Origin of the sequence: Pseudomonas sp. NFX5 (assembly GCF_049132125.1) — a bacterium.
GTDB classification, from domain to species: domain Bacteria; phylum Pseudomonadota; class Gammaproteobacteria; order Pseudomonadales; family Pseudomonadaceae; genus Aquipseudomonas; species Aquipseudomonas marginalis.
Genome location: NZ_JAFMZG010000014.1, coordinates 209,426 through 230,306, shown reverse-complemented (window position 1 = coordinate 230,306; position 20,881 = coordinate 209,426). Strand labels below are relative to the sequence as shown.

Sequence of the window (20,881 nt, the reverse complement as noted above, 5' to 3'; positions counted from 1 at the left end):
GGGCTTACACGAAGTAGAGCGACAACGACTCGGCGACGTAAGCGGGTTTTTCCTGGCCATCGATTTCCAGGGTGGCGGTGGCCTTGAGCAGCCATTGGCCGGGCTTTTTCTCGGTGACGTCGGTGAGGGTCACGTTCAGGCGCACCTTGGAATTGACTTTCACCGGCTGGATAAAGCGCACGCTGTCCAGGCCATAGTTGACGGCCATCTTCAGGCCTTCGGGCACGATCAGGATATCTTCCATCAGCTTGGGCATCAGCGACAGCGACAGGAAACCGTGGGCAATGGTGCTGCCGAACGGGGTTTGCGCGGCCTTGACCGGGTCGACGTGGATAAACTGATGATCGCCAGTGGCCTCGGCGAACAGGTTGATACGTGCCTGGTCGATGGTGAGCCATTCGGAACGTCCCAGTTCCTTGCCGACATAATCTTTGAGCTGCGCTACGGGTACATAGGGCATTGCGTCTCTCCTTGGTTCATCGGTGCTGTTGTTATGGGGTACAGAGAACCAATGTAGATCATCATGGCCAACCAGCCCGGTCAACCCACCATGCTTTTGGCGAATGCCGGAGCATAGGACGGGCATGCTTATAATGCGGGCGGGTCTTGAGGGGGGAGAGGACGGATGCTGTTACGCGGTCTGACATGGCTGGTGCTGTTTCAATTGATCGGCACGGCGATCAATCATTTGCTGGTGCCGGTACTGCCGGGGCCGATCATCGGCCTGCTGTTGATGCTCGGTTACCTGGTGTGGCGTGGCGAAGTCGGCGAGCCCCTGAGCCTGGCGGCCAGCAGCCTGTTGCGCTATTTGCCGTTGCTGCTGGTGCCGCCGGCGGTGGGGGTGATGGTGTATGCCAGGGATATTGCCGCCGATTTCTGGGCCATCGTCGGTGCACTGGTGTTGTCGCTGGTGATCGCCATGGGCTTTGTCGGGCTGTTGATGGAGCGCATGGTCAAGCGCAAGGAGCAGGATCAATGATCTTCGACTGGCACGGCGCATGGACGGCGGTGATTCATCACCCGCTGTTCGGTATCGGGATCACCCTGGGCGCCTATCAGCTGGTGCTGGCGGGTTTCGAGAAAACCCGCTGGATTTTCCTGCAACCGGTGCTGGTCTCCATGCTGCTGGTGATCGGCGTGTTGTTCACGTGCGGCCTGAGCTATGCCGAGTACCGCAAGAGCACAGAGATCATGGGGATCCTGCTGGGCCCGGCGACGGTGGCCCTGGCGGTGCCGCTCTATCTGAACCTGCGGCGGATTCGGCAATTGTTCTGGCCGATTTTTACTACGCTGGTGATAGGCGGCGTGTTGGCCACCGGCCTGTGCGTACTGCTGGGCTGGTGGTTCGGCGCCGAACACAGGATGTTGATGACCATGGCGCCGAAGTCGGTGACCTCGCCGATTGCCATGCTGGTGGCCGAACAGATCGGCGGTGTGGCAGCCTTGGCGGCGGTGTTTGTGCTGATTACCGGGGTGGTGGGCGCGATGGTTGGCCCGGCGTTACTCTCGCGTCTTGGGGTGCACAGCCCCGAGGCGCGCGGCATGGCGCTGGGCATGACCGCACACGCTGTCGGCACCTCGGTGGCCCTGCAGGAAAGCGAAGAGTGTGGCGCCTTTGCGGCGCTGGCCATGAGTCTGATGGGCGTAGCCACAGCGGTGTTCCTGCCGCTGGCCGTGTCAGTGATTGTTTAAACCGGGTTTAAGGAAGCCTTTATGAGTCTGGCGCTGTTCCCCCTCAATACCGTGCTGTTCCCTGGCTGCATCCTCGACCTGCAACTGTTCGAGGCGCGCTACCTGGACATGATCAGCCGCTGCATGAAAAAGGGCGAAAGCTTCGGCGTGGTGTGCATCCTCGATGGTAAGGAGGTGGGCATGGCCCCGGATGGCTATGCCTTGATCGGCTGCGAAGCGTTGATTCGCGACTTCAAGCAGCAGGACAACGGCCTGCTGGGGATTCGCGTCGAAGGCGGGCGGCGCTTCCGCGTGCGAGACGCCGGCGTGCAGAAGGACCAGTTGCTGGTGGCCGAGGTGCAATGGCTGGAAGAACTGCCGGACCAGGCGCTGGAAGAAGAGGATGCCGACCTGCTGGCCTTGCTCCAGGCCCTGGCCGAACACCCGATGGTCGCGTCGCTGGACATGGACACTCACGCCGATGGCCAGCAAGCCTTGGGCAATCAGCTGGCTTATCTCTTGCCGTTCACTGAGGCCGACAAGATCGACCTGCTGCAACTCGACGACCCGCAGCAGCGGCTGGATGCGATCCAGATGCTGCTCGATGAGCTTCAGGGTGAGTTGTTTGCCTGAGCCTCGGATCTGTCCTGCGCGGTTTTCAGAGGTTTCCTCGTTGTTCCCTGCGCGTCGCCTGAAATAGTCACCGATCACACAACAATGATTGGGGGTGAACATGATTCGGCTAGCGGAATCGGAACAGGCCGCCTGGGACGTTTTTTTTGTCAGTATTGCCGTGCAGCTGCTGCCGCTGGATGCCAAGCGGGGCCCGGAATACATCGCTGAACGCGCCGCGGAAATCGCCGATGAGATGATGCTGGAGCGACGTGAGCGTTGTGTTGAACGCCGCGCCGCGCCAATCCATTGGCTCGGCCCGACCCAGGGTCAGTAGGCATACCTGAGCAGCGCGTGTGGGGTGCCGGTAAAGGCAATGAAGCCGAGCACCGCCACCACAGCGGGTAATACCAGCCACCAGGCCTTCTGCGGCATCGGCGGCAAAGGGCTGCGGTACTGGCAGACGGTGAGGCTGAATGCACACACGGTCATTGCCAGCAGTGTGCCAGCCAGGATGTCGGTGGGCCAATGGGCGCCAAGGTAGACCCGTGACAGCGCGATGAAGGCCGCAGGAATACAGCCCAGCAACATCCAGGTCAGGCGCAGGCGCGTGGGTTGTCCGCGACCGGCCAGCACTGCCAACGCCAGGAAAAACGCAAACGCACCGGAGGCGTGGCCGCTGGGCATGCTGAAGCTGGTCAATGGGTCGGTGAGGATTTCCGGGCGGCCACGGGCGAAAAACAGTTTGGTCCCGGTATTGATCACCGCCGCCCCGGCCAGTGTTGCACCGACAAACACGGCATGACGCCATTGCCGCGCCAGTAGCAGCAGCGCGGTGAATACGGCGCTGGCGAAGAACATTTTCTTGAACTCACCCAATTGGGTCACCATCACCATGGTCTGGTCCAGCCAGGGGCTGCGATGTTCCTGTACCAGCGCGCTCAGGCCCTGGTCAAAGTCATCCAGGTGGGTATAGCCGATAAACAGAGCGATCAATAATGTCAGGCTGGCGCACCCTATCCACAAGGTCGCGCGACGATGGCCGCGCACGCTGGTGTGCAGGCTCAGTCCCAGCATGGCTGCCAGGCAGGCTGTAACAACCCCCGCCTCAGGCCAGAACCCTTCCGGCAATGGCAGGCGGAACGCAGCGCCGGTTGCCCAGCCTGGCAGCAGGTAGGCGACCGACCAACCGGCTGCCGCCAGCAGGCTGACCAGGGCGAAACGCGGGAACGGCATGTCGCACATCCCGGCCACCATCGGCAGCATCGGCCGCAATGGCCCGATGAAACGTCCCACCAGCAGACTGGCGATGCCGTATTTGTGAAAGTAGGTTTCCGCGCCGTTCATCCATTCCGGGTGGTGGCGCAGGCCGGGCAGGCGGCGGATGTTCTGATGGAAGTGTCGGCCGAGGAAGTAGGAAACCCCGTCGCCCAACAAGCCTCCCAGGAACCCCAGCAGCAGGGTTTCACTCAGGGACAAGGCGCCGCTGCCAGCCATTGCCGCAATGGCAAACAGCAGTACCGTGCCCGGCACGATCAGCCCGGCAATGGCCAGGCATTCCACGCACGCGACGATAAACACCGCCGCCGCCAGCCATTGCGGGTTGAGGGTCAGCCAGCCGGTAATGCCATCGAGCCATTGGCCCATAAATCGTTACTCCATCGCCACAGATTCAAATCAGGAAATAGTCGCGGCCTTCGACCTGGCCCCGGCGCAGCGGGTTCCGCGTGCAGTAGGGCGCATAGCCGGCATCGACGAAGCGGTACATCAAGTGCTCGTCACGGCCGCTGGGGATGCCCAGGCGGGTGGTCTGGATGATCTGTGTCGGTGTCTGGCCGACGTCTTCCACATAGAGCAATTCTTGATCAAAGCGCTTGGCATCCCACATCGGCACCTTCAGGCCCAGCGCCTTGCACAGCAACGTCTGGCCGGCACACAGCTTTTGCGACGCGCGCGGGCTGCCGTCGGCATTCGGGTTGTTCAGCAGCATCTGCGCCAGGCTGGCGGGCCCGGAGGTTTCATCGACCCAGGGATAGGCCGATTTGATCAGCACGGCATTGCCAGGCCCCTGCGCGCTGAAGTTCAGCGAATCGCCGCCACGGGCGTAGTACATATAGATATGCCCGCCATCCAGAAACAAAGCCTTACGCTTTTCTGTGTAGCCGAGTGAGGCGTGGCTGCCTTTTTCGGCCACGTAATAGGCTTCGGTTTCAATAATTCGCGCCGAAAGCCAGCTATCGCCGACGCGATGGCGGATGACTTTTCCAAGCAAATCTTGCGCGAGTATTTGCGCGTCACGATCGAAGAAGCTGTCGGGCAGGGCGCTGGCGGGGAGTTGGGGCGAAGAACTGGGCATGGTGGCCTGGGGTTAATACGGCTAAATGTGACGGAATAATAACAACTCCCACCTTAATTACGGCTGAACCCCAGGTTTTTACAGTTCATTTCGACCATCCGCCCCTCACCGCTGTCAGTCGGGCGGCGTCACAGCTATAATCTGCCGCTTTCCTCTTTGCCAAGACTCCCTGACCATGACTGAGTCCGTTCTTGACTACATGACCCGCCTGGGTCGCGCTGCCCGTCAGGCCTCGCGGTTGATCGCCCGTGCGAGCACTGCGCAGAAGAACCGTGCCCTGCTGGCCGCCGCCGATGCTCTGGACGCTTCGCGCTCCGAGCTGACTGCCGCCAACGAACTGGACCTGGCCAACGGCCGCGCCAATGGCCTCGAGCCCGCCCTGCTGGACCGCCTGGCGCTGACGCCGGCACGTATCGACGACATGATCGAAGGGTTGCGTCAGGTGGCCAAGCTGCCTGACCCCATCGGTGAAATTCGCGATATGCGTTACCTGCCGTCCGGCATCCAGGTCGGCAAGATGCGCGTGCCCCTGGGCGTGATCGGCATCATCTATGAGTCGCGCCCGAACGTGACCATCGACGCCGCGAGCCTGTGCCTCAAGTCGGGCAATGCCACCATCCTGCGTGGCGGTTCCGAGGCGATCAATTCCAACCGCGCCATCGCCGCCTGCATCCAGCAGGGCCTGGCCGTGGCCGAGTTGCCGGCCGAAGTGGTGCAAGTGGTGGAAACCACCGACCGCGCCGCTGTCGGCGCGCTGATCACCATGCCGGAATTCGTCGACGTGATCGTGCCGCGCGGTGGCAAGAGCCTGATCGAGCGCGTCAGCCGCGATGCCAAGGTGCCAGTGATCAAGCACCTGGACGGCGTCTGCCACGTGTATATCGACATCGCCGCCGACATCGACAAGGCGATCCGCATCGCCGACAACGCCAAGACCCACCGCTACGCGCCGTGCAACACCATGGAAACCCTGCTGGTGCACGTCGGCATTGCCGAGCGCGTGCTGCCGCCGCTGGCTGCCATCTACCGTGACAAGGGCGTGGAGCTGCGCGGTTGCGAACGCACCCGTGCGCTGTTGGGCGCGGACGTGATCGAAGCCACCGAGCAGGACTGGTACACCGAGTACACGGCGCCGATCCTGTCGATCCGCATCGTCGACGACCTGGACCAGGCCATCGAACACATCAACACGTACGGCTCCAAGCACACCGACGCCATTGTCTCCGAGCATTTCAGCGATGCCCGGCGTTTCCTCACCGAAGTGGACTCCGCTTCGGTGATGATCAACGCCTCGACGCGCTTTGCCGACGGCTTCGAGTACGGCCTGGGGGCGGAGATCGGCATCTCCACCGACAAGCTCCACGCACGCGGCCCGGTTGGCCTGGAAGGCTTGACCAGCGAGAAGTACGTGGTGTTCGGCGACGGTCATGTGCGCACTTGATGGCTAAACGCATCGGGCTGCTCGGCGGTACCTTCGACCCCGTGCACATCGGCCATTTGCGCAGTGCCCTGGAAGTCGCGGATGCCTTGGCGCTGGATGAGCTGCGCCTGATCCCTAACTTCCGGCCGCCCCATCGCGACACCCCGCAGGTGTCGCCGCAGCAGCGCCTGGAAATGGTGCGCCTGGCCGTAGAAGGCATACCGCCGCTGGTGGTGGATGATCGTGAGCTCAAGCGCGATAAACCGTCCTACACTGTCGACACCCTGGAGCTGATGCGCGTTGAGTTGGCCGCGGATGACCAGTTGTTTCTGCTTTTGGGCTGGGACGCATTTTGCGGCCTGCCCTCTTGGCATCGCTGGGAGGAACTCCTCCAGCACTGCCACATCCTGGTTTTGCAACGCCCGGATGCCGACAGCGAACCGCCGGATGCCTTGCGCAACCTGCTGGCCGCGCGGTCGGTAAGTGACCCCTTGGCCCTGACCGGGCCGAACGGGAATATTGCATTCGTCTGGCAGACCCCGCTTGCGGTGTCCGCCACCCAGATCCGTCAACTGCTGGCCAGCGGGAAGTCGGTACGTTTCCTGGTGCCTGACGCGGTCCTGGCCTACATCGATGCGCACGGGCTTTACCGTGCGTCGAACTGAAAAGGCGCGCTTGAACGCACGAACACTCGTGCAGCGAGCGCCCGAACATATGAGCAAAACGAGTTTTTTATGACGAACAAAGACGTAAGCAAAGTAAAACGCAAAGGTACGTTCAAAAGCGCCCCGCTGCCGGTTGAAGCCCATGTTGGCCCGGAACTGGCTGGCGAAGAGCTGGTGAAAGTCGCCGTTGCCGCCCTGGAAGACGTGAAGGCCCAGGACATCCAGGTCCTGGACGTACGCGACAAGCAGAGCATCACCGACTTCATGATCATCGCCACCGGTACCTCCAACCGCCAGATCGGCGCGATGCTGGACAAGGTTCGCGAAGCCGTCAAAGCCCAAGGCGTGAAGCCACTGGGTGAAGAAGGCAAGGGCGACAGCGACTGGGTGCTGCTGGACATGGACGACGTGATCGTTCACATGATGACCAGCAATGCCCGTCAGTTCTACGACTTGGAGCGTCTGTGGAAAGGCGCCGAGCAGAGCCGTGCCGCCGATGGCAAGCACCACAGCCCGGAAGTGGGCCACGCGCACTTCGACAAGCTCAACAAAGACCAGGAATAAGGAACGGCTGTGCGCCTGCGTCTGATTGCTGTCGGTTCACGCATGCCCAAGTGGGTGGAAGAAGGCTGGCACGAGTATGCCAAGCGTCTGCCCGCCGAGCTGTCGCTGGAACTGGTGGAGATACCGCTCAACACCCGGGGCAAGAATGCCGACGTGGCGCGCTTCATCCGTCAGGAAGGCGAAGCCATGCTGGCCAAGGTCGGCCCCAACGAGCGCATCGTCACCCTCGAAGTGCACGGCAAACCCTGGAGCACCGAGCAACTGGCGGTGGAACTGGATCGCTGGCGCCTGGACTCGCGCACCGTCAACTTCATGGTCGGCGGCCCCGAAGGGCTGGCGCCGGAAGTCTGCGCGCGGGCGGACCAGCGCTGGTCGCTGTCGGCGCTGACGCTGCCGCACCCGTTGGTAAGGATCCTGATCGGTGAACAGCTGTATCGCGCCTGGACAGTTCTGTCCGGGCACCCTTATCACAAATAATCTGCGCCTCTCCCGATGACCCAGCCGATCCGCATCAAGGACCACGAGAAAGACGCACGTCTGGTACGCGCGCGGGTGGTGTTTGGCGCGATCATGGTGGTGGCGCTGATCGGGGTGCTGATTGCGCGCCTGTATTTCCTGCAGGTGATCCAGTACGACTACCACTCCACGCTGTCGGAAAACAACCGCGTGCATGTGCAGCCGATTCCGCCGACCCGTGGGCTGATCTTCGACCGTAATGGCGTGGTGGTGGCGGATAACCGGCCCAGCTTCAGCCTGAGCATGACCCGTGAGCGTTCCGGCGATTGGCAGCAGGTCCTCGATGTCATCGTCGAGGTGCTGCAGTTGACCCCGGAAGACCGGGTGATCTTCGAGAAACGCATGAAGCAGGGGCGTCGGCCTTTCGAACCGGTGCCGATCCTGTTCGAGCTGACCGAAGAGCAGATTGCGCGGATCGCGGTGAACCAGTTCCGCCTGCCTGGTGTGGAAGTGGTGGCGCAGCTGGTACGCCACTATCCCCAAGGGCCGCACTTTGCCCACTCCGTCGGCTATATGGGGCGAATCAACGAGAAAGAGCTGAAAAGCCTCGATCCCGTCAATTACAGCGGCACCCACCATATCGGCAAGACCGGCATCGAGCGTTTCTACGAGCCCGAACTGCACGGCCAGGTGGGTTACGAAGAAGTCGAGACCAACGCTCGCGGCCGTGTGCTGCGGGTGCTCAAGCGTACCGACCCGGTGCCGGGCAAGGACATTGTGCTGAGCCTGGACATCAAGCTGCAGGAAGCGGCCGAGATGGCCCTGGGCGGCCGGCGTGGTGCAGTGGTGGCGTTGGACCCGAAGACCGGCGAAGTGCTGGCCATGGTCAGCCAGCCGAGCTTCGACCCCAACCTGTTCGTGACCGGGATCAGCTTCAAGGCCTACGCCGAGTTGCGCGACTCCATCGACCGGCCGCTGTTCAACCGTGTGTTGCGCGGCCTGTACCCGCCGGGTTCGACGATCAAGCCGGCGGTGGCGATTGCCGGCCTGGATGCGGGTGTGGTCACGGCTTCCAGCCGGGTATTCGACCCGGGCTACTACATGCTGCCCAACTACGACCACAAATACCGCAACTGGAACCGTACCGGTGACGGCTATGTCGACCTGGATACCGCGATCATGCGTTCCAACGACACCTATTTTTACGACCTGGCCCACAAGCTGGGGATCGACCGCTTGTCCGCCTACATGGGCAAGTTCGGCCTCGGTCAGAAAGTCTCCCTGGATATGTTCGAAGAATCCCCTGGCCTGATGCCATCGCGGGAGTGGAAGCGTGCGACCCGCCGCCAGGCATGGTTCCCGGGCGAAACCCTGATCCTCGGCATCGGCCAGGGCTATATGCAGGCCACGCCTTTGCAACTGGCCCAGGCCACGGCGCTGGTGGCCAACAAAGGCATCTGGAACCGCCCGCACCTGGCCCGGACCATCGAAGGCGAAAAGCCTGTGGATGAAAACCCGATCCCCGACATCGTACTGCGCGATCCGTCCGACTGGACCAAGGTCAACCACGGCATGCAACAGGTGATGCACGGTGCACGCGGGACCGCGCGCAAGGCGGCGATCGGTGCGCAATACCGTATCGCCGGCAAGAGTGGTACCGCCCAGGTGGTGGCGATCAAGCAGGGCGAGAAATACGACCGTTCCAAGGTCCAGGAACGCCACCGCGACCACGCCTTGTTTGTGGGCTTTGCCCCGGCCGACGACCCGAAAATCGTGGTGGCGGTGATGGTCGAGAACGGCGAGTCCGGCTCCGGTGTGGCGGCGCCTGTAGTACGCCAGGTGATGGACGCCTGGTTGCTGGCCGACGACGGCAGGCTCAAGCCCGAATATGGCGGCCCCCCTTCAACCCCAGAGGTTACGGCCAGTGAAGAGTAATTTTGACCGCATCCTCTCCAGCGAGGATGTGATGCGTCGCCGCGCGACTTTGTTGCAGCGCATGCACATTGATGGCCCGTTGCTGATCCTGCTGCTGACCCTGGCGGCCGGCAGCCTGTTCGTGCTGTATTCGGCCAGCGGCAAGAACTGGGACTTGCTGATCAAGCAGGCTTCGTCGTTTGGCCTGGGCCTGCTGTCCATGGTGGTGATCGCCCAGCTGGAGCCGCGTTTCATGGCGCGCTGGGTGCCGCTTGGCTATGTGGCCGGGGTGTTGCTGCTGGTGGTGGTGGACGTCATGGGCCACAACGCCATGGGCGCGACCCGCTGGATCAATATTCCGGGGGTGATTCGCTTCCAACCGTCGGAATTCATGAAGATCCTGATGCCGGCGACGATCGCCTGGTACCTGTCCAAGCGCACCTTGCCGCCGCAGCTCAAGCATGTGGGGATCAGCCTGATCCTGATCGGCATCCCCTTTGTGCTGATCGTGCGCCAGCCGGACCTCGGCACCTCGCTGCTGATCCTGGCCGGCGGTGCGTTCGTGCTGTTCATGGGCGGGCTGCGCTGGCGCTGGATCCTCAGCGTGCTGGCGGCGGCAGTGCCGGTGGCCGTGGCCATGTGGTTCTTCTTTATGCACGACTACCAGAAGCAGCGGATCCTGACGTTCCTCGATCCCGAAAGCGACCCGCTCGGCACCGGTTGGAACATTATCCAGTCGAAGGCGGCCATCGGTTCCGGCGGTGTATTTGGCAAGGGCTGGCTGCTCGGCACCCAGTCGCATTTGGACTTTCTGCCCGAGAGCCATACCGACTTCATCATTGCGGTGATGGGCGAAGAGTTCGGCCTGGTGGGCATCTGCGCACTGTTGCTGATCTATCTGCTATTGATTGGTCGTGGCCTGGTGATTACCGCACAGGCGCAGACGCTGTTCGGCAAATTGCTCGCCGGCAGCCTGACCATGACTTTTTTTGTTTACGTTTTCGTCAACATCGGTATGGTCAGTGGCCTGCTGCCGGTGGTTGGGGTGCCGTTGCCGTTCATTAGCTACGGCGGAACTTCGCTGGTGACATTGCTGTCAGCGTTTGGGGTTTTGATGTCGATTCATACGCATCGCAAGTGGATCGCACAGGTTTGAATAAGGTGAAGATGTCAATGCAAGTAATGCGCGGCTGGGCGACTCGGCATGCGTCCTGGATGGGCCTGATTGGGCTGCTGGGGGCAATGCACGAGGCGCAGGCCGGTGACTACGATGGCTCACCCCAGGTCGCCGAATTCGTCGGTGAAATGACCCGCGACTACGGCTTCGCCGGTGAACAGCTGATGGGCGTGTTCCGCGAAGCCCAGCGCAAGCAGGCGATCCTCGACGCGATTTCTCGCCCCGCCGAGCGCGTGAAGCAGTGGAAGGAATACCGTCCGATGTTCCTCACCGACGCCCGGGTGGCCCGGGGGGTGGACTTCTGGCGCCAGCACGAGGCCGTGTTGGCCCGCGCCGAGCAGGAATACGGCGTGCCGGCCCAGGTCATCGTTGCGATCATTGGCATTGAAACCTTCTACGGGCGCAATACCGGCAGTTACCGGGTAATCGACGCTTTGTCGACCCTGGGCTTCGATTACCCGCCGCGCGCCGACTTCTTCCGCAAGGAACTGCGTGAGTTCCTGCTGTTGGCCCGTGAAGAGCAGGTCGACCCGCTGACCCTCAAGGGCTCCTACGCCGGGGCGATGGGCTTGCCGCAGTTCATGCCGAGCAGTTTTCGCGCCTACGCGGTGGATTTCGACGGCGACGGGCACATCAATATCTGGAGCAACCCGGACGATGCCATCGGCAGTGTGGCCAGCTACTTCAAGCGCCACGGCTGGGTCGGTGGCGAGCCGGTGGTGATCCGCGCCGATGTCAGCGGGGAGCGTGCCGATGAAGGCCTGACCCAGGGTATCGAGCCGGCCAAGACCGTCGGGGAGTTGCGGGCGCTGGGCTGGTCGAGTCAGAATGCGCCACGCGACGATATGCCGGTGACGGCATTCCGCCTCGAAGGTGAAAACGGCCCTGAATACTGGATGGGCCTGAAGAATTTTTACGCAATCACGCGTTATAACCGCAGTGTGATGTACGCCATGGCCGTGCATCAGCTGTCAGACATGCTGGTCCAAGCACGGGGCAACAAGTAATGCGGGCATCGCCGTTCAATCAACCGCTCAAGCTGGTGGCGTTCGCCGCGTTGTCCCTGCTCGTCGTCAGTTGTTCCACCAGCCGTGGCCCGGTACCGAAGTCCGGCGGCACTGCGGTGCGTTCCCAGCCAGGGCTGGACATCAACCGCGCGCACAAAGATGGCGCGCCGTGGTGGGATGTCGACGTGTCGAAGATCCCGGACGCCACGCCGACCCTGCACACCGGCCCGTACAAGGCCAACCCCTATACGGTGCTGGGCAAGTCCTACTTCCCGCTGCAGGACTCCAAGACCTACGTGCAATCGGGCACGGCGTCCTGGTATGGCACCAAGTTCCACGGCCAGAACACCGCCAACGGCGAAGTCTATGACCTGTACGGCATGAGCGCGGCCCACAAGACCCTGCCGCTGCCCAGCTATGTCCGCGTGACCAACCTGGACAACAACCGCACGGTGATCCTGCGGGTCAACGACCGTGGGCCGTTCTATTCGGATCGCATTATCGACTTGTCCTACGCCGCCGCAAAAAAACTCGGCTATGCCGAAACCGGTACCGCGCGGGTCAAGGTCGAAGGCATCGATCCGGCGCAGTACTGGGCCCAGCGTGGCAAGCCCGCGCCGTTGATGCTCAACGAGCCGCAGAGTGCGCAGCCGCAAGTGACGGCATCTACCGGCAAGATCGAACAATGGACACCGCCACCGCAGCAGCACGCACCGGATACCGTGGTCGTGCCCCATGCGGCACCGGGCGCCGCGGTCGCGGGCGGGCAATACCTGCAAGTGGGTGCTTTCGCCAACCCGGATGCGGCAGAACTGTTAAGGTCCAAGCTCAGCAGCATGGTCAGCGCGCCGGTATTCATCAGCTCCATCGTGCGTAACCAGCAAACCCTGCACCGTGTGCGCATGGGCCCGATCGGTTCGCCGAGCGAGGTAGCGCAAGTGCAGAACAGCGTGCGCCTGGCCAACCTGGGGCAACCCAGCGTGGTCACTGCCGAATAATAAATTGATGGTTGAGGCTCGCATGCGGGCCTGGACCCTGGTTGTTGGCTCGTTGAACAATAAAACCCAGGGGCAAGGGGTGAGCGGGCAACCGAACACGCGACAGTCTGGTAGCGGGCTGTCTGAATAAGTTTTGCCCGCGAGGGCAAGTTTCCATAAGCAATTTCGAGAGACGGATGAACATCACCACCTTAGCCAAACGCACGTGCCTGCTTCTTTCGCTGATCATCACCCCGGCCGCCTGGGCGGTTGAAATGGTACCGGCTTCACCGCAACTGGCCGCCAAGTCCTGGGTCCTCATGGATGCCGCCAGTGGCAACGTGCTGGTCGAGAGCAACGGTGACCAGCGCCTGCCACCGGCCAGCCTGACCAAGCTGATGACCGCCTACATCGCGACCCTGGAAATCCGTCGCGGCCAGATCGGCGAAAACGACCCGGTGACCGTCAGCGAAAACGCCTGGCGTACCGGCGGTTCGCGGATGTTCATCAAGGTCGGCTCGCAAGTCACTGTGAGCGACCTGCTGCACGGCATCATCATCCAGTCCGGTAACGACGCCAGCGTCGCCCTGGCCGAGCACATCGCCGGCAGCGAAGACGCATTCGCCGACATGATGAACAAAACCGTGGCCGACCTGGGCATGACCAACAGCCACTTCATGAACCCGACCGGCCTGCCAAACCCTGAGCACTACTCGTCGGCTCACGACATGGCGATCCTGGCGCGCGCGATCATTCGTGTCGACCCGGTGCACTACGCGATCTACTCCCAGAAGGAATTCTTCTGGAACAACATCAAGCAGCCTAACCGCAACCTGTTGCTGTGGCGCGACAAGACCGTCGATGGCTTGAAAACCGGCCACACCGACGAAGCCGGCTACTGCATGGTGTCGTCCGCGGTACGTGATGGCCAGCGCCTGATCGCGGTGGTCTTCGGCACCAACAGCGAGCAGGCCCGTGCGGCCGAGACGCAAAAATTGCTGACCTACGGTTTCCGCTTCTTCGAAACCCAGACCTTCTACCAGAAGGGTGCTGAACTGGCGACCGCGCCGGTATGGAAAGGCGCGACCTCACAGGTTAAGGCCGGCCTGGCTGAAGACCTGACCCTGACCATGCCTAAAGGCCAGCTGAAAAAGCTCGCTGCCAGCATGACCATGAACCCGCAATTGGTTGCGCCAATCGCCAAGGGCGACGTGATCGGTAAAGTCGAAGTCAAGCTGGACGACAAGGTGGTGCACAGCGCCGACCTGATCGCGCTGGACGCCGTCGACGAAGGTGGTATCTTCCGCCGCGTGTGGGATAGCATCCGTCTATTCTTCTACGGCTTGTTCAACTGATTGTGTGCACCTGCAAAGCCCCGCGTTGATCCGACGCGGGGCTTTGCCGTCGCCACGGCTTACCGCTTACGAGGCCGTTCTGCCATGACCGATAAAGAAGTAAAGGCGCCAAAGATCGAATTCCCGGTGACGGATTATCCCGTCAAGGTGATCAGCGATACCGGTGTAGGCAACAAAGACAGAATCCTGGATATCGTGCGTAAACACGCGAAGATCAATGACAACCGGGTGGACGAGCGTTCGAGCACCAACGGTAAGTACACCACGATCCAGTTGCACATCGTTGCGACCGGTCAAGACCAGCTCTACGACATCAATAGCGAACTGCGGGCCACCGGCTTCGTGCACATGGTGCTGTGATGTCACAGGTCCTGGGCTTTCGCGAGCTCGGCCGGATGGACTACGAGCCCGTCTGGCACGCCATGCAGCGGTTCACGAATGAACGCGGTACTTCGGCGCCCGACGAAATCTGGTTGGTGGAACATCCACCGGTGTTCACCCAGGGCCAGGCCGGCAAGGCCGAACATCTGCTGCTGCCGGGGGATATTCCGGTGGTGCAGGTCGACCGAGGTGGCCAAGTGACTTACCATGGGCCCGGTCAACTGGTGGCGTACCTGCTGCTGGACGTGCGCAAGCTGGGTTTTGGCGTGCGCGACCTGGTGAGCCGCATGGAGGCTTGCCTGATCGAGCTGTTGGCCAGTTATGGCGTGAGCGCCGCGGCCAAGCCCGATGCACCCGGTGTGTATGTGGACGGCGCGAAAATCGCCTCCCTCGGTTTGCGCATTCGCCACGGTTGTTCCTTTCATGGCCTGGCCCTGAACGTGGACATGGACCTGGCACCGTTCCGGCGCATCAACCCGTGCGGTTATGCCGGGCTGGCGATGACCCAACTGAGCGACCACGCCACACCGATTAAATTTGCCGAGGTAAGTGCCCGGCTGCGTGCGCAGCTCGTCAAACACCTCGACTATGCTGAGCAGACGACCCTCACGGGCGGAATCGACTGATTATGACTACTGATGCAGTGCAAACCATGATCCCGACGCTGGACATCACCGAGCGTCCGGCCCCGGCCCCGCGTGCCAAGGTGGAAGCCGGCGTCAAGCTGCGCGGCGCCGAGAAGGTTGCACGCATCCCGGTCAAGATCATCCCGACCACCGAGTTGCCGAAGAAGCCCGACTGGATCCGCGTGCGCATCCCGGTTTCGCCGGAAGTCGACCGTATCAAGGCCCTGCTGCGCAAGCACAAGCTGCACAGCGTGTGCGAAGAAGCGTCCTGCCCGAACCTGGGCGAATGCTTCTCCGGCGGCACCGCCACCTTCATGATCATGGGTGACATCTGCACCCGTCGTTGCCCGTTCTGCGACGTCGGCCATGGCCGGCCGAAGCCACTGGACGTCAACGAACCGGAAAGCCTGGCCATCGCCATTGCCGACCTGAAACTCAAATACGTTGTGATCACCTCGGTTGACCGTGATGACCTGCGCGACGGGGGTGCCCAGCACTTTGCCGACTGCATCCGCGAAATCCGCAAGCTGTCGCCGAACGTGATGCTCGAGACCCTGGTGCCTGACTACCGTGGCCGCATGGACGTCGCGCTGGAAATCACCGCTGCCGAGCCGCCGGATGTGTTCAACCACAACCTGGAAACCGTGCCTCGCCTGTACAAGGCTGCGCGTCCAGGTTCGGACTACCAGTGGTCGCTGACCCTGCTGCAGAAATTCAAGCAGATGATGCCGCACATCCCGACCAAATCCGGCTTGATGCTCGGCCTGGGCGAGACCGATGAAGAAGTGATCGAAGTCATGAAGCGCATGCGCGAACACGACATCGACATGCTGACCCTGGGCCAATACCTGCAACCGTCGCGCAGCCACTTGCCGGTGCAGCGTTTCGTGCACCCGGACACCTTCGCCTGGTTCGCCGAGGAAGGCTACAAGATGGGCTTCAAGAACGTCGCCTCGGGCCCGCTGGTACGCTCTTCGTACCACGCCGACGAACAGGCCAAGCTGGTCAAGGCTAGCCTGGTTTCCTGATCGGGGTTCAGAGCCGGTGTGGGAGTGGGCTTATGTGGGAGGGGGCTTGCCCCCGATTGCGGTATGTCAGTCGCTACATGTGCTGGCTGATCCACCGCTATCGGGGGCAAGCCTCCTCCCACATTGGTTTCAGCGTTAGATAGGGAGATTCTCAGATGACCGCCGCCGTTCCAGCCCTTCGCTCTGAAGGCACCATCGCCCTGATCGCCCCCGCCGGCCCCGCCGTGCTGGACGTTGAAAAGGCCGGCCAATGGATGCGCACGCGCGGCTACGATCTGCGAATTTTCCCCGGTGTCTATGAGCGCGACGGCTACCTCGCCGGCAGCGATGCCGTGCGCCTGCGTGACCTGCACGCGGCTTTTGCCGATCCGCATATCGACGCTATCTTGTGTCTGCGCGGTGGTTACGGCACGCCACGGCTGCTCGACGCGCTGGATTTCGACCTGCTGCGTGCCAATCCCAAGCCGTTCGTCGGCTACAGCGACATCACCGCCCTGCACCTGGCAATCAACCGTTACGCCGGTTTCGTGACCTTTCACGGCCCGATGCTCAATGCCGACCTGCTCGGCGGCAAGCACCCCCCTACCGAGGCGTCATTGTTCAGCCTTCTGCGCGGCCAGTTGGGCGCCGGTAGCGTGCTGGCGCACCCGGTGGCCTACCCGCTGACCACGATCGAGCCTGGCATTGCCTGTGGGCGCTTGCTGGGGGGGAATCTGTCGATGATTGCGGCGGTCATGGGCACGCCATACGAAATCGACGCTGAAGGCATCATCCTGTTTATCGAAGACGTCAACGAACCGATCTACCGCATCGACCGCCTGTTGACCCATCTGCGTCTGGCAGGCAAGTTGGCCCAGGTCGCGGGTGTACTGGTCGGGGATGTGGCGGGTGTGGATAACGTGGCGCTGGAGCGCTTGCTGACGCAGACGTTCGAGCCATTGCGCATACCGGTGCTGGCCGGCTGGCGCAGCGGGCATTGCGATCCGAACCTGACGCTGCCCATGGGCGCCTTGGTACGGCTGGATGCGGGGGAGCAGCGGGTAGTGTTGGAGCAGGAAGTGGTCTTCAGGTCCTGAATCTGCTGGCGTTTGCTACACCGCAATCGGGGGCTTGCCCCCGATTGCGGCAGTCGCCATAGGCGGATCTATCGGTTTTGCAGCGACTCCAGCAACTTCACCGTCGGATACCCATCCGCCGGCCAGCCCAGCGCCTGCTGTGCGGCCCGAATCGCCTTGCGCGTATTGGCGCCGATAATCCCATCCGGGTTGCCCGCGTCATAACCGTTGGCGCTCAACGCCGTCTGCAGATCAATGCGCTGGGAGCGACTCAGCGGCAGCTCATCCTTGGGCCAGTCACCACGGATCACACCGCCGCCGCCAAAGCGCTCCGACAACAGGCCCACCGCCAGTGCGTAGGACGACGAGTTGTTGTACTTGAGGATCGCGCGGAAGTTATCCAGCACCAGGAACGCCGGGCCACGGTAGCCTGCCGGCAGCAGCAGGGCGGCGGACAGTTGGTCGACATTCGGCGGCATGCCCGCGCCCGGTGGCAGTTGAATGCCCAGTTTCATCCACTCGGCAATGCTCTTGCGCACGCCGCCGTCAGCCAGGGCATAGTCGAAGTTCGCCGGCAATTGCTTGACTTCAAAGCCCCACGGCTGGCCTTTCTGCCAGCCGGAGCTTTGCAGGTAGTGCGCGGTCGATGCGAGGGCGTCGGCCGGGCTGTTCCAGATGTCGCGGCGACCGTCGCCATCGAAGTCCACCGCGTGGGTGTTGTAAGTGGTCGGAATGAACTGGGTCTGGCCCATGGCCCCGGCCCAGGAGCCCTTCATCTGGTCGGCGGCAATGTCGCCGTGCTGGATGATCTGCAATGCCGCCAGTAATTGCGCCTGGGCAAAGGCCGGGCGGCGGCCTTCATAGGCCAGGGTCGCCAGGGAGCGGATCACCGAATTATTGCCCTGGAACTGGCCGAAGTTACTCTCCATGCCCCATACCGAGACCAGCGCCTGGCGGTCGACGCCATAACGCTGCTCGATGCTTTGCAGGATGTCAGCGTACTTGATCAGCAGCGCCTGACCATTGCGTACGCGCACGGGCGACAGGGCGCCGTCGAGGTATTCCCACACAGGGCGGGAAAACTCCGGCTGGCTGCGGTCGGCGCGGATCACCGCCATATCGGGGGTGACATTGGCGAATGCGGTGTCGAAAACGTCGGCCGTAATGCCGGCTTGCAGGGCTTGCGCGCGAAAACCGGCCTGCCATTCTGCAAAGGTCTGGGTCGGTTGGATGTCGAGATTGTCCACGGCCAGCGGGGCCACGACGGCAGGGGCCACCACGGGTGCGGTCTGGAGCTTCGGCAAGGGTTGGGCATCGGCGGCGGTGGGTTTTTCCGCGCAGGCGACAAGCAGAATGAGGCTGGAGGCAGCGATCAATTGGCGAAGGTGCCAACGACGGGAAAGACAAGAGGGCATGCACAGGTCCAGGAATTACAAATCAGGCACAGACCTTATCATGCCAGAGGGGCGCTTGCCTTCAGGCAGCCAGAAAGTAAGAAGCCTCCCAGCTATTAGACTGGAAGGCTTCGCGGCGGTAGCTGCCTTTGCCCTTGCCGGCGCGTTCCTGACGGCTGCGGAACAGTGGCTGAGCGATGATGGATTTGGCCTTGTTGGGGCCATGCTTGGATGGCTTTTTGCTCATGGTCGATGCTCTTGATAGGGGGAGGTGCGGCGCAAATAATCTGCCGAAGTCAGGTCGCTGTAAAGCCCATGAATTGTAAACCCAGTCAAAAATGTGGGAGGGGGCTTGCTCCCGATAGCTGTGGCTCAGCCAACAATGCAGTGGCTGACACGCCGCTATCGGGGCAAGCCCCCTCCCACATTGGTTTTGCAGTGTTTTTAAGAGAGGGTTTATTCGGCGGGAAGTGCCAGGCGTTGTCCGGCCATCAACAGCGATAAACGGCTCAGGCTCATCCACGGCGAACCCGCCGCCTGGCCCTTGATCTGTGCATCAATGCGCTGCGCTTCCAGCAACAGCTGCGCCCAGCGTTGCGCCGAGTGCCGTTGCAGGGCTTTGCTCATCAGGGGTTTGCGCTTGTCCCACACCGGTGGTCGCGCCTGGCTGAAGCACTTGTCCAGCGGCGTGCCCTGGCTGTATTGCAGGGCAATATTGGCCAATACCCGTAGTTCCCGGGCCAGGGCCCAGAGAATCACCGGTGGCTCTACACCTTCGCCACGCAGACCTTCGAGCATGCGCAGCGCATGGGCGGGCTCGCCGTTGAGGATCGCATCCACCAGCCCGAACACGTCAAAACGTGCACTGTCTGCCACGGCGCCCTGGACGGTCTCGACGGTAATCTGCCCGTCTTCGGCCATCAGCTTGAGCTTTTCGATCTCCTGGGCGGCGGCAAGCAAGTTGCCTTCGACCCGCGCGGCGATCAGCTCCACTGCATCCTGGGTCGCGGACAGCCCCGCCTGGGACAGGCGCTGGCGAATCCATTGCGGCAACTGATTGCTGTCCACTGGCCAGATCTGGATGAACTGGGTCTGCGCCCCTTCCACCAGGGCTTTGCCCCACTTGGTCTTCTGCGCGCTGCCGTCGAGCTTGGGCAAGCTGATCAGCAACACCGTGTCTTCGGCGGGCCGCGAGCAGTATTCCATCAGTGCAGCCGCGCCTTTATCACCGGGCTTGCCCGAAGGCAGGCGCAACTCCAGCAGGCGTTTTTCGGCGAACAGCGACATGCTTGCGCCGGCTTGCAGCAGCGTGCCCCAGTCGAAACTGGCGTCGGCGCTGAATACCTGGCGTTCATCGAAGCCCTGCTGGCGTGCGGCGCTACGGATGGCGTCGGCGGCTTCCTGGCACAACAGCGGGTCATCACCGCTGACGATGTAGACAGGCGCGAGGCCACCTTGCAGGTGTTTGGCGAGTTGGGCGGGGGCGAGTTTCATAGGCAGGGTGAACGGGGCGCCTGGGGCGCCCCGTCTGGCTTACTCGACAGGGACTTCAACAGGCGATTGTTTCGGCGTGTTGTCTTCGTACTCTTTCGCGGCTTTCAGCGCGTCGGCATCGGCCTTGGCCTTGTCATCAGCACGTTGCTGCAAGGTTTCGAGTTGTTGCGGAGTCAGCAGCGACAGGCGCAGGACCATGCGTTGCACCAGCTCGCGACGCATCTCCTTGCGCACCTGGATGATTTCGGAGTCCGAACCCACCAGGTTGTTACCATCGTGGCTGACAATCTTCTGCACCTGGATGTTGTCATTCATCAACGGCAGGTGATCGCGGCCCTGGATTTCAAAGCTGAGCACGGTGCTCAGTTCGATATCGGACGCACGTCCGGCGCTGGCGTAGCTCAGGTTGCGCTGGGTTTCTTTCTCGTTAGCCAGGAACAGTTTGTAGGTCGCGCCGGTGTAGACGTGCACGCCGCTGTTTTCCAGGACCTGGCGCAGCTGGGTCACTGTCTCGCTGTAGGCGTCGCGAGCGCTGACGTCCAGTTCCTTGATCGTCAGGTCATTGGTGCCGGTGCCGCGCAGCTGGAAGCCGCAAGCGCTCAGCAGTACGGCAAGGCCCATAACCAGCAGATTGCGTTTGATCATTTTGTTGCTCCCCTTGAAACCATGTGGGCCTTATCGAGGCCCTGAAGGCTTTGTTCGGCGCAGGGCTTGAGCCCCACGCCCGAT

24 protein-coding genes are annotated in these 20,881 nt (G+C 62.1%); 17 read left to right on the top strand and 7 right to left on the bottom strand.

What is annotated here, in order from left to right; genetic code table 11:
* Window positions 1–4: 4 nt before the first annotated feature.
* A complete protein-coding gene (locus tag J1N02_RS09775) occupies window positions 5–460 on the bottom strand; it encodes a MaoC family dehydratase (protein WP_027605226.1) in 456 nt (151 codons plus the stop codon).
* A 165-nt stretch (window positions 461–625) separates the two neighbouring features.
* On the opposite strand from J1N02_RS09775, the gene J1N02_RS09770 reads away from it, so the two are divergent.
* From J1N02_RS09770 to J1N02_RS09755, 4 genes are all read left to right on the top strand, one after another.
* On the top strand, window positions 626–979 hold the full coding sequence (locus tag J1N02_RS09770; protein WP_027605227.1) for a CidA/LrgA family protein: 354 nt from the start codon (window positions 626–628) through the stop codon (window positions 977–979).
* Window positions 976–1,692 carry an LrgB family protein gene (locus J1N02_RS09765; RefSeq protein WP_368960474.1) on the top strand — a complete coding sequence of 239 codons (717 nt, stop codon included), beginning with the start codon at window positions 976–978 and terminating at the stop codon, window positions 1,690–1,692. The genes J1N02_RS09770 and J1N02_RS09765 overlap by 4 nt, the downstream gene beginning before the upstream one ends.
* Before the next feature lie 21 nt (window positions 1,693–1,713).
* On the top strand, window positions 1,714–2,304 hold the full coding sequence (locus J1N02_RS09760; RefSeq protein WP_027605229.1) for an LON peptidase substrate-binding domain-containing protein: 591 nt from the start codon (window positions 1,714–1,716) through the stop codon (window positions 2,302–2,304).
* A 100-nt stretch (window positions 2,305–2,404) separates the two neighbouring features.
* Window positions 2,405–2,620 carry a hypothetical protein gene (locus tag J1N02_RS09755; protein ID WP_027605230.1) on the top strand — a complete coding sequence of 72 codons (216 nt, stop codon included), beginning with the start codon at window positions 2,405–2,407 and terminating at the stop codon, window positions 2,618–2,620.
* Here J1N02_RS09755 and J1N02_RS09750 read toward each other — a convergent pair.
* Together J1N02_RS09750 and J1N02_RS09745 are read right to left on the bottom strand one after the other, a co-directional pair.
* Window positions 2,614–3,930: a bifunctional DedA family/phosphatase PAP2 family protein gene (locus tag J1N02_RS09750; RefSeq protein WP_027605231.1), complete on the bottom strand. Its 1,317-nt coding sequence runs from the start codon at window positions 3,928–3,930 to the stop codon at window positions 2,614–2,616. The two genes, J1N02_RS09755 and J1N02_RS09750, sit on opposite strands and share 7 nt — an antisense overlap.
* 25 nt (window positions 3,931–3,955) lie before the next feature.
* On the bottom strand, window positions 3,956–4,639 hold the full coding sequence (locus J1N02_RS09745) for a DNA-3-methyladenine glycosylase (protein ID WP_027605232.1): 684 nt from the start codon (window positions 4,637–4,639) through the stop codon (window positions 3,956–3,958).
* Between the two features lie 175 nt (window positions 4,640–4,814).
* Here J1N02_RS09745 and J1N02_RS09740 point away from each other — a divergent pair, with 175 nt between their 5' ends.
* The 13 genes from J1N02_RS09740 to J1N02_RS09680 all read left to right on the top strand — a co-directional run bounded on the left by J1N02_RS09740 (window position 4,815) and on the right by J1N02_RS09680 (window position 17,285).
* Window positions 4,815–6,080 (top strand): glutamate-5-semialdehyde dehydrogenase, encoded by a 1,266-nt coding sequence (locus tag J1N02_RS09740; protein WP_065938368.1) that lies wholly within the window; start codon window positions 4,815–4,817, stop codon window positions 6,078–6,080.
* Window positions 6,080–6,724: a nicotinate-nucleotide adenylyltransferase gene (gene nadD, locus J1N02_RS09735; protein WP_027605234.1), complete on the top strand. Its 645-nt coding sequence runs from the start codon at window positions 6,080–6,082 to the stop codon at window positions 6,722–6,724. Before J1N02_RS09740 ends, nadD begins: the two co-directional genes overlap by 1 nt.
* Before the next feature lie 69 nt (window positions 6,725–6,793).
* Window positions 6,794–7,288: a ribosome silencing factor gene (gene rsfS, locus J1N02_RS09730; protein WP_003176298.1), complete on the top strand. Its 495-nt coding sequence runs from the start codon at window positions 6,794–6,796 to the stop codon at window positions 7,286–7,288.
* A gap of 9 nt (window positions 7,289–7,297) precedes the next feature.
* Complete coding sequence (gene rlmH, locus J1N02_RS09725; protein WP_003176297.1) at window positions 7,298–7,765, top strand: 23S rRNA (pseudouridine(1915)-N(3))-methyltransferase RlmH; 468 nt, start codon at window positions 7,298–7,300, stop codon at window positions 7,763–7,765.
* Window positions 7,766–7,780: 15 nt separating this feature from the next.
* Window positions 7,781–9,679, top strand: coding sequence for a penicillin-binding protein 2 (gene mrdA / locus J1N02_RS09720; protein ID WP_027605235.1), 1,899 nt, complete (start codon window positions 7,781–7,783; stop codon window positions 9,677–9,679).
* Window positions 9,680–9,710: 31 nt separating this feature from the next.
* Window positions 9,711–10,814, top strand: a complete 1,104-nt coding sequence (gene rodA, locus J1N02_RS09715; RefSeq protein WP_051429342.1) for a rod shape-determining protein RodA — start codon at window positions 9,711–9,713, stop codon at window positions 10,812–10,814.
* Between the two features lie 17 nt (window positions 10,815–10,831).
* The gene (gene mltB / locus J1N02_RS09710) at window positions 10,832–11,842 is read left to right on the top strand and encodes a lytic murein transglycosylase B (protein WP_141607399.1); all 1,011 of its coding nucleotides are present in this window, start codon (window positions 10,832–10,834) and stop codon (window positions 11,840–11,842) included.
* Window positions 11,842–12,840 (top strand): septal ring lytic transglycosylase RlpA family protein, encoded by a 999-nt coding sequence (locus J1N02_RS09705; RefSeq protein ID WP_027605238.1) that lies wholly within the window; start codon window positions 11,842–11,844, stop codon window positions 12,838–12,840. The genes mltB and J1N02_RS09705 overlap by 1 nt, the downstream gene beginning before the upstream one ends.
* 176 nt (window positions 12,841–13,016) lie before the next feature.
* Window positions 13,017–14,174, top strand: a complete 1,158-nt coding sequence (locus J1N02_RS09700) for a D-alanyl-D-alanine carboxypeptidase family protein (RefSeq protein WP_027605239.1) — start codon at window positions 13,017–13,019, stop codon at window positions 14,172–14,174.
* 84 nt (window positions 14,175–14,258) lie between these two features.
* Entirely contained in the window at window positions 14,259–14,534 is a 276-nt protein-coding gene (locus tag J1N02_RS09695; RefSeq protein WP_098480875.1) for a DUF493 domain-containing protein, read from the top strand.
* A complete protein-coding gene (gene lipB / locus J1N02_RS09690; protein ID WP_027605241.1) occupies window positions 14,534–15,181 on the top strand; it encodes a lipoyl(octanoyl) transferase LipB in 648 nt (215 codons plus the stop codon). The genes J1N02_RS09695 and lipB overlap by 1 nt, the downstream gene beginning before the upstream one ends.
* 26 nt (window positions 15,182–15,207) lie before the next feature.
* A complete protein-coding gene (lipA, locus tag J1N02_RS09685) occupies window positions 15,208–16,209 on the top strand; it encodes a lipoyl synthase (RefSeq protein WP_057444888.1) in 1,002 nt (333 codons plus the stop codon).
* A gap of 155 nt (window positions 16,210–16,364) precedes the next feature.
* The gene (locus J1N02_RS09680) at window positions 16,365–17,285 is read left to right on the top strand and encodes a S66 peptidase family protein (RefSeq protein ID WP_421147324.1); all 921 of its coding nucleotides are present in this window, start codon (window positions 16,365–16,367) and stop codon (window positions 17,283–17,285) included.
* 68 nt (window positions 17,286–17,353) lie between these two features.
* On the opposite strand, the gene J1N02_RS09675 is transcribed toward J1N02_RS09680, so the two are convergent.
* The 4 genes from J1N02_RS09675 to lptE form a co-directional block, all read right to left on the bottom strand.
* Window positions 17,354–18,679: a lytic murein transglycosylase gene (locus J1N02_RS09675; RefSeq protein WP_421147323.1), complete on the bottom strand. Its 1,326-nt coding sequence runs from the start codon at window positions 18,677–18,679 to the stop codon at window positions 17,354–17,356.
* 61 nt (window positions 18,680–18,740) lie between these two features.
* Window positions 18,741–18,905, bottom strand: a complete 165-nt coding sequence (gene arfA / locus J1N02_RS09670) for an alternative ribosome rescue factor ArfA (protein ID WP_003176285.1) — start codon at window positions 18,903–18,905, stop codon at window positions 18,741–18,743.
* A 209-nt stretch (window positions 18,906–19,114) separates the two neighbouring features.
* Window positions 19,115–20,152: a DNA polymerase III subunit delta gene (gene holA / locus J1N02_RS09665; RefSeq protein ID WP_027605244.1), complete on the bottom strand. Its 1,038-nt coding sequence runs from the start codon at window positions 20,150–20,152 to the stop codon at window positions 19,115–19,117.
* A gap of 39 nt (window positions 20,153–20,191) precedes the next feature.
* The gene (gene lptE / locus J1N02_RS09660; protein ID WP_027605245.1) at window positions 20,192–20,797 is read right to left on the bottom strand and encodes an LPS assembly lipoprotein LptE; all 606 of its coding nucleotides are present in this window, start codon (window positions 20,795–20,797) and stop codon (window positions 20,192–20,194) included.
* Window positions 20,798–20,881: the final 84 nt, after the last annotated feature.

Bases quoted from the DNA above. Each gene is read 5' to 3' on its own strand.
- J1N02_RS09775 (WP_027605226.1), bottom strand. From the start codon at position 460: ATGCCCTATGTACCCGTAGCGCAGCTCAAAGATTATGTCGGCAAGGAA.
- J1N02_RS09770 (WP_027605227.1), top strand. From the start codon at position 626: ATGCTGTTACGCGGTCTGACATGGCTGGTGCTGTTTCAATTGATCGGC.
- J1N02_RS09765 (WP_368960474.1), top strand. From the start codon at position 976: ATGATCTTCGACTGGCACGGCGCATGGACGGCGGTGATTCATCACCCG.
- J1N02_RS09760 (WP_027605229.1), top strand. From the start codon at position 1,714: ATGAGTCTGGCGCTGTTCCCCCTCAATACCGTGCTGTTCCCTGGCTGC.
- J1N02_RS09755 (WP_027605230.1), top strand. From the start codon at position 2,405: ATGATTCGGCTAGCGGAATCGGAACAGGCCGCCTGGGACGTTTTTTTT.
- J1N02_RS09750 (WP_027605231.1), bottom strand. From the start codon at position 3,930: ATGGGCCAATGGCTCGATGGCATTACCGGCTGGCTGACCCTCAACCCG.
- J1N02_RS09745 (WP_027605232.1), bottom strand. From the start codon at position 4,639: ATGCCCAGTTCTTCGCCCCAACTCCCCGCCAGCGCCCTGCCCGACAGC.
- J1N02_RS09740 (WP_065938368.1), top strand. From the start codon at position 4,815: ATGACTGAGTCCGTTCTTGACTACATGACCCGCCTGGGTCGCGCTGCC.
- nadD (WP_027605234.1), top strand. From the start codon at position 6,080: ATGGCTAAACGCATCGGGCTGCTCGGCGGTACCTTCGACCCCGTGCAC.
- rsfS (WP_003176298.1), top strand. From the start codon at position 6,794: ATGACGAACAAAGACGTAAGCAAAGTAAAACGCAAAGGTACGTTCAAA.
- mrdA (WP_027605235.1), top strand. From the start codon at position 7,781: ATGACCCAGCCGATCCGCATCAAGGACCACGAGAAAGACGCACGTCTG.
- rodA (WP_051429342.1), top strand. From the start codon at position 9,711: ATGCGTCGCCGCGCGACTTTGTTGCAGCGCATGCACATTGATGGCCCG.
- mltB (WP_141607399.1), top strand. From the start codon at position 10,832: ATGCAAGTAATGCGCGGCTGGGCGACTCGGCATGCGTCCTGGATGGGC.
- J1N02_RS09705 (WP_027605238.1), top strand. From the start codon at position 11,842: ATGCGGGCATCGCCGTTCAATCAACCGCTCAAGCTGGTGGCGTTCGCC.
- J1N02_RS09700 (WP_027605239.1), top strand. From the start codon at position 13,017: ATGAACATCACCACCTTAGCCAAACGCACGTGCCTGCTTCTTTCGCTG.
- J1N02_RS09695 (WP_098480875.1), top strand. From the start codon at position 14,259: ATGACCGATAAAGAAGTAAAGGCGCCAAAGATCGAATTCCCGGTGACG.
- lipB (WP_027605241.1), top strand. From the start codon at position 14,534: ATGTCACAGGTCCTGGGCTTTCGCGAGCTCGGCCGGATGGACTACGAG.
- lipA (WP_057444888.1), top strand. From the start codon at position 15,208: ATGATCCCGACGCTGGACATCACCGAGCGTCCGGCCCCGGCCCCGCGT.
- J1N02_RS09680 (WP_421147324.1), top strand. From the start codon at position 16,365: ATGACCGCCGCCGTTCCAGCCCTTCGCTCTGAAGGCACCATCGCCCTG.
- J1N02_RS09675 (WP_421147323.1), bottom strand. From the start codon at position 18,679: ATGCCCTCTTGTCTTTCCCGTCGTTGGCACCTTCGCCAATTGATCGCT.
- arfA (WP_003176285.1), bottom strand. From the start codon at position 18,905: ATGAGCAAAAAGCCATCCAAGCATGGCCCCAACAAGGCCAAATCCATC.
- holA (WP_027605244.1), bottom strand. From the start codon at position 20,152: ATGAAACTCGCCCCCGCCCAACTCGCCAAACACCTGCAAGGTGGCCTC.
- lptE (WP_027605245.1), bottom strand. From the start codon at position 20,797: ATGATCAAACGCAATCTGCTGGTTATGGGCCTTGCCGTACTGCTGAGC.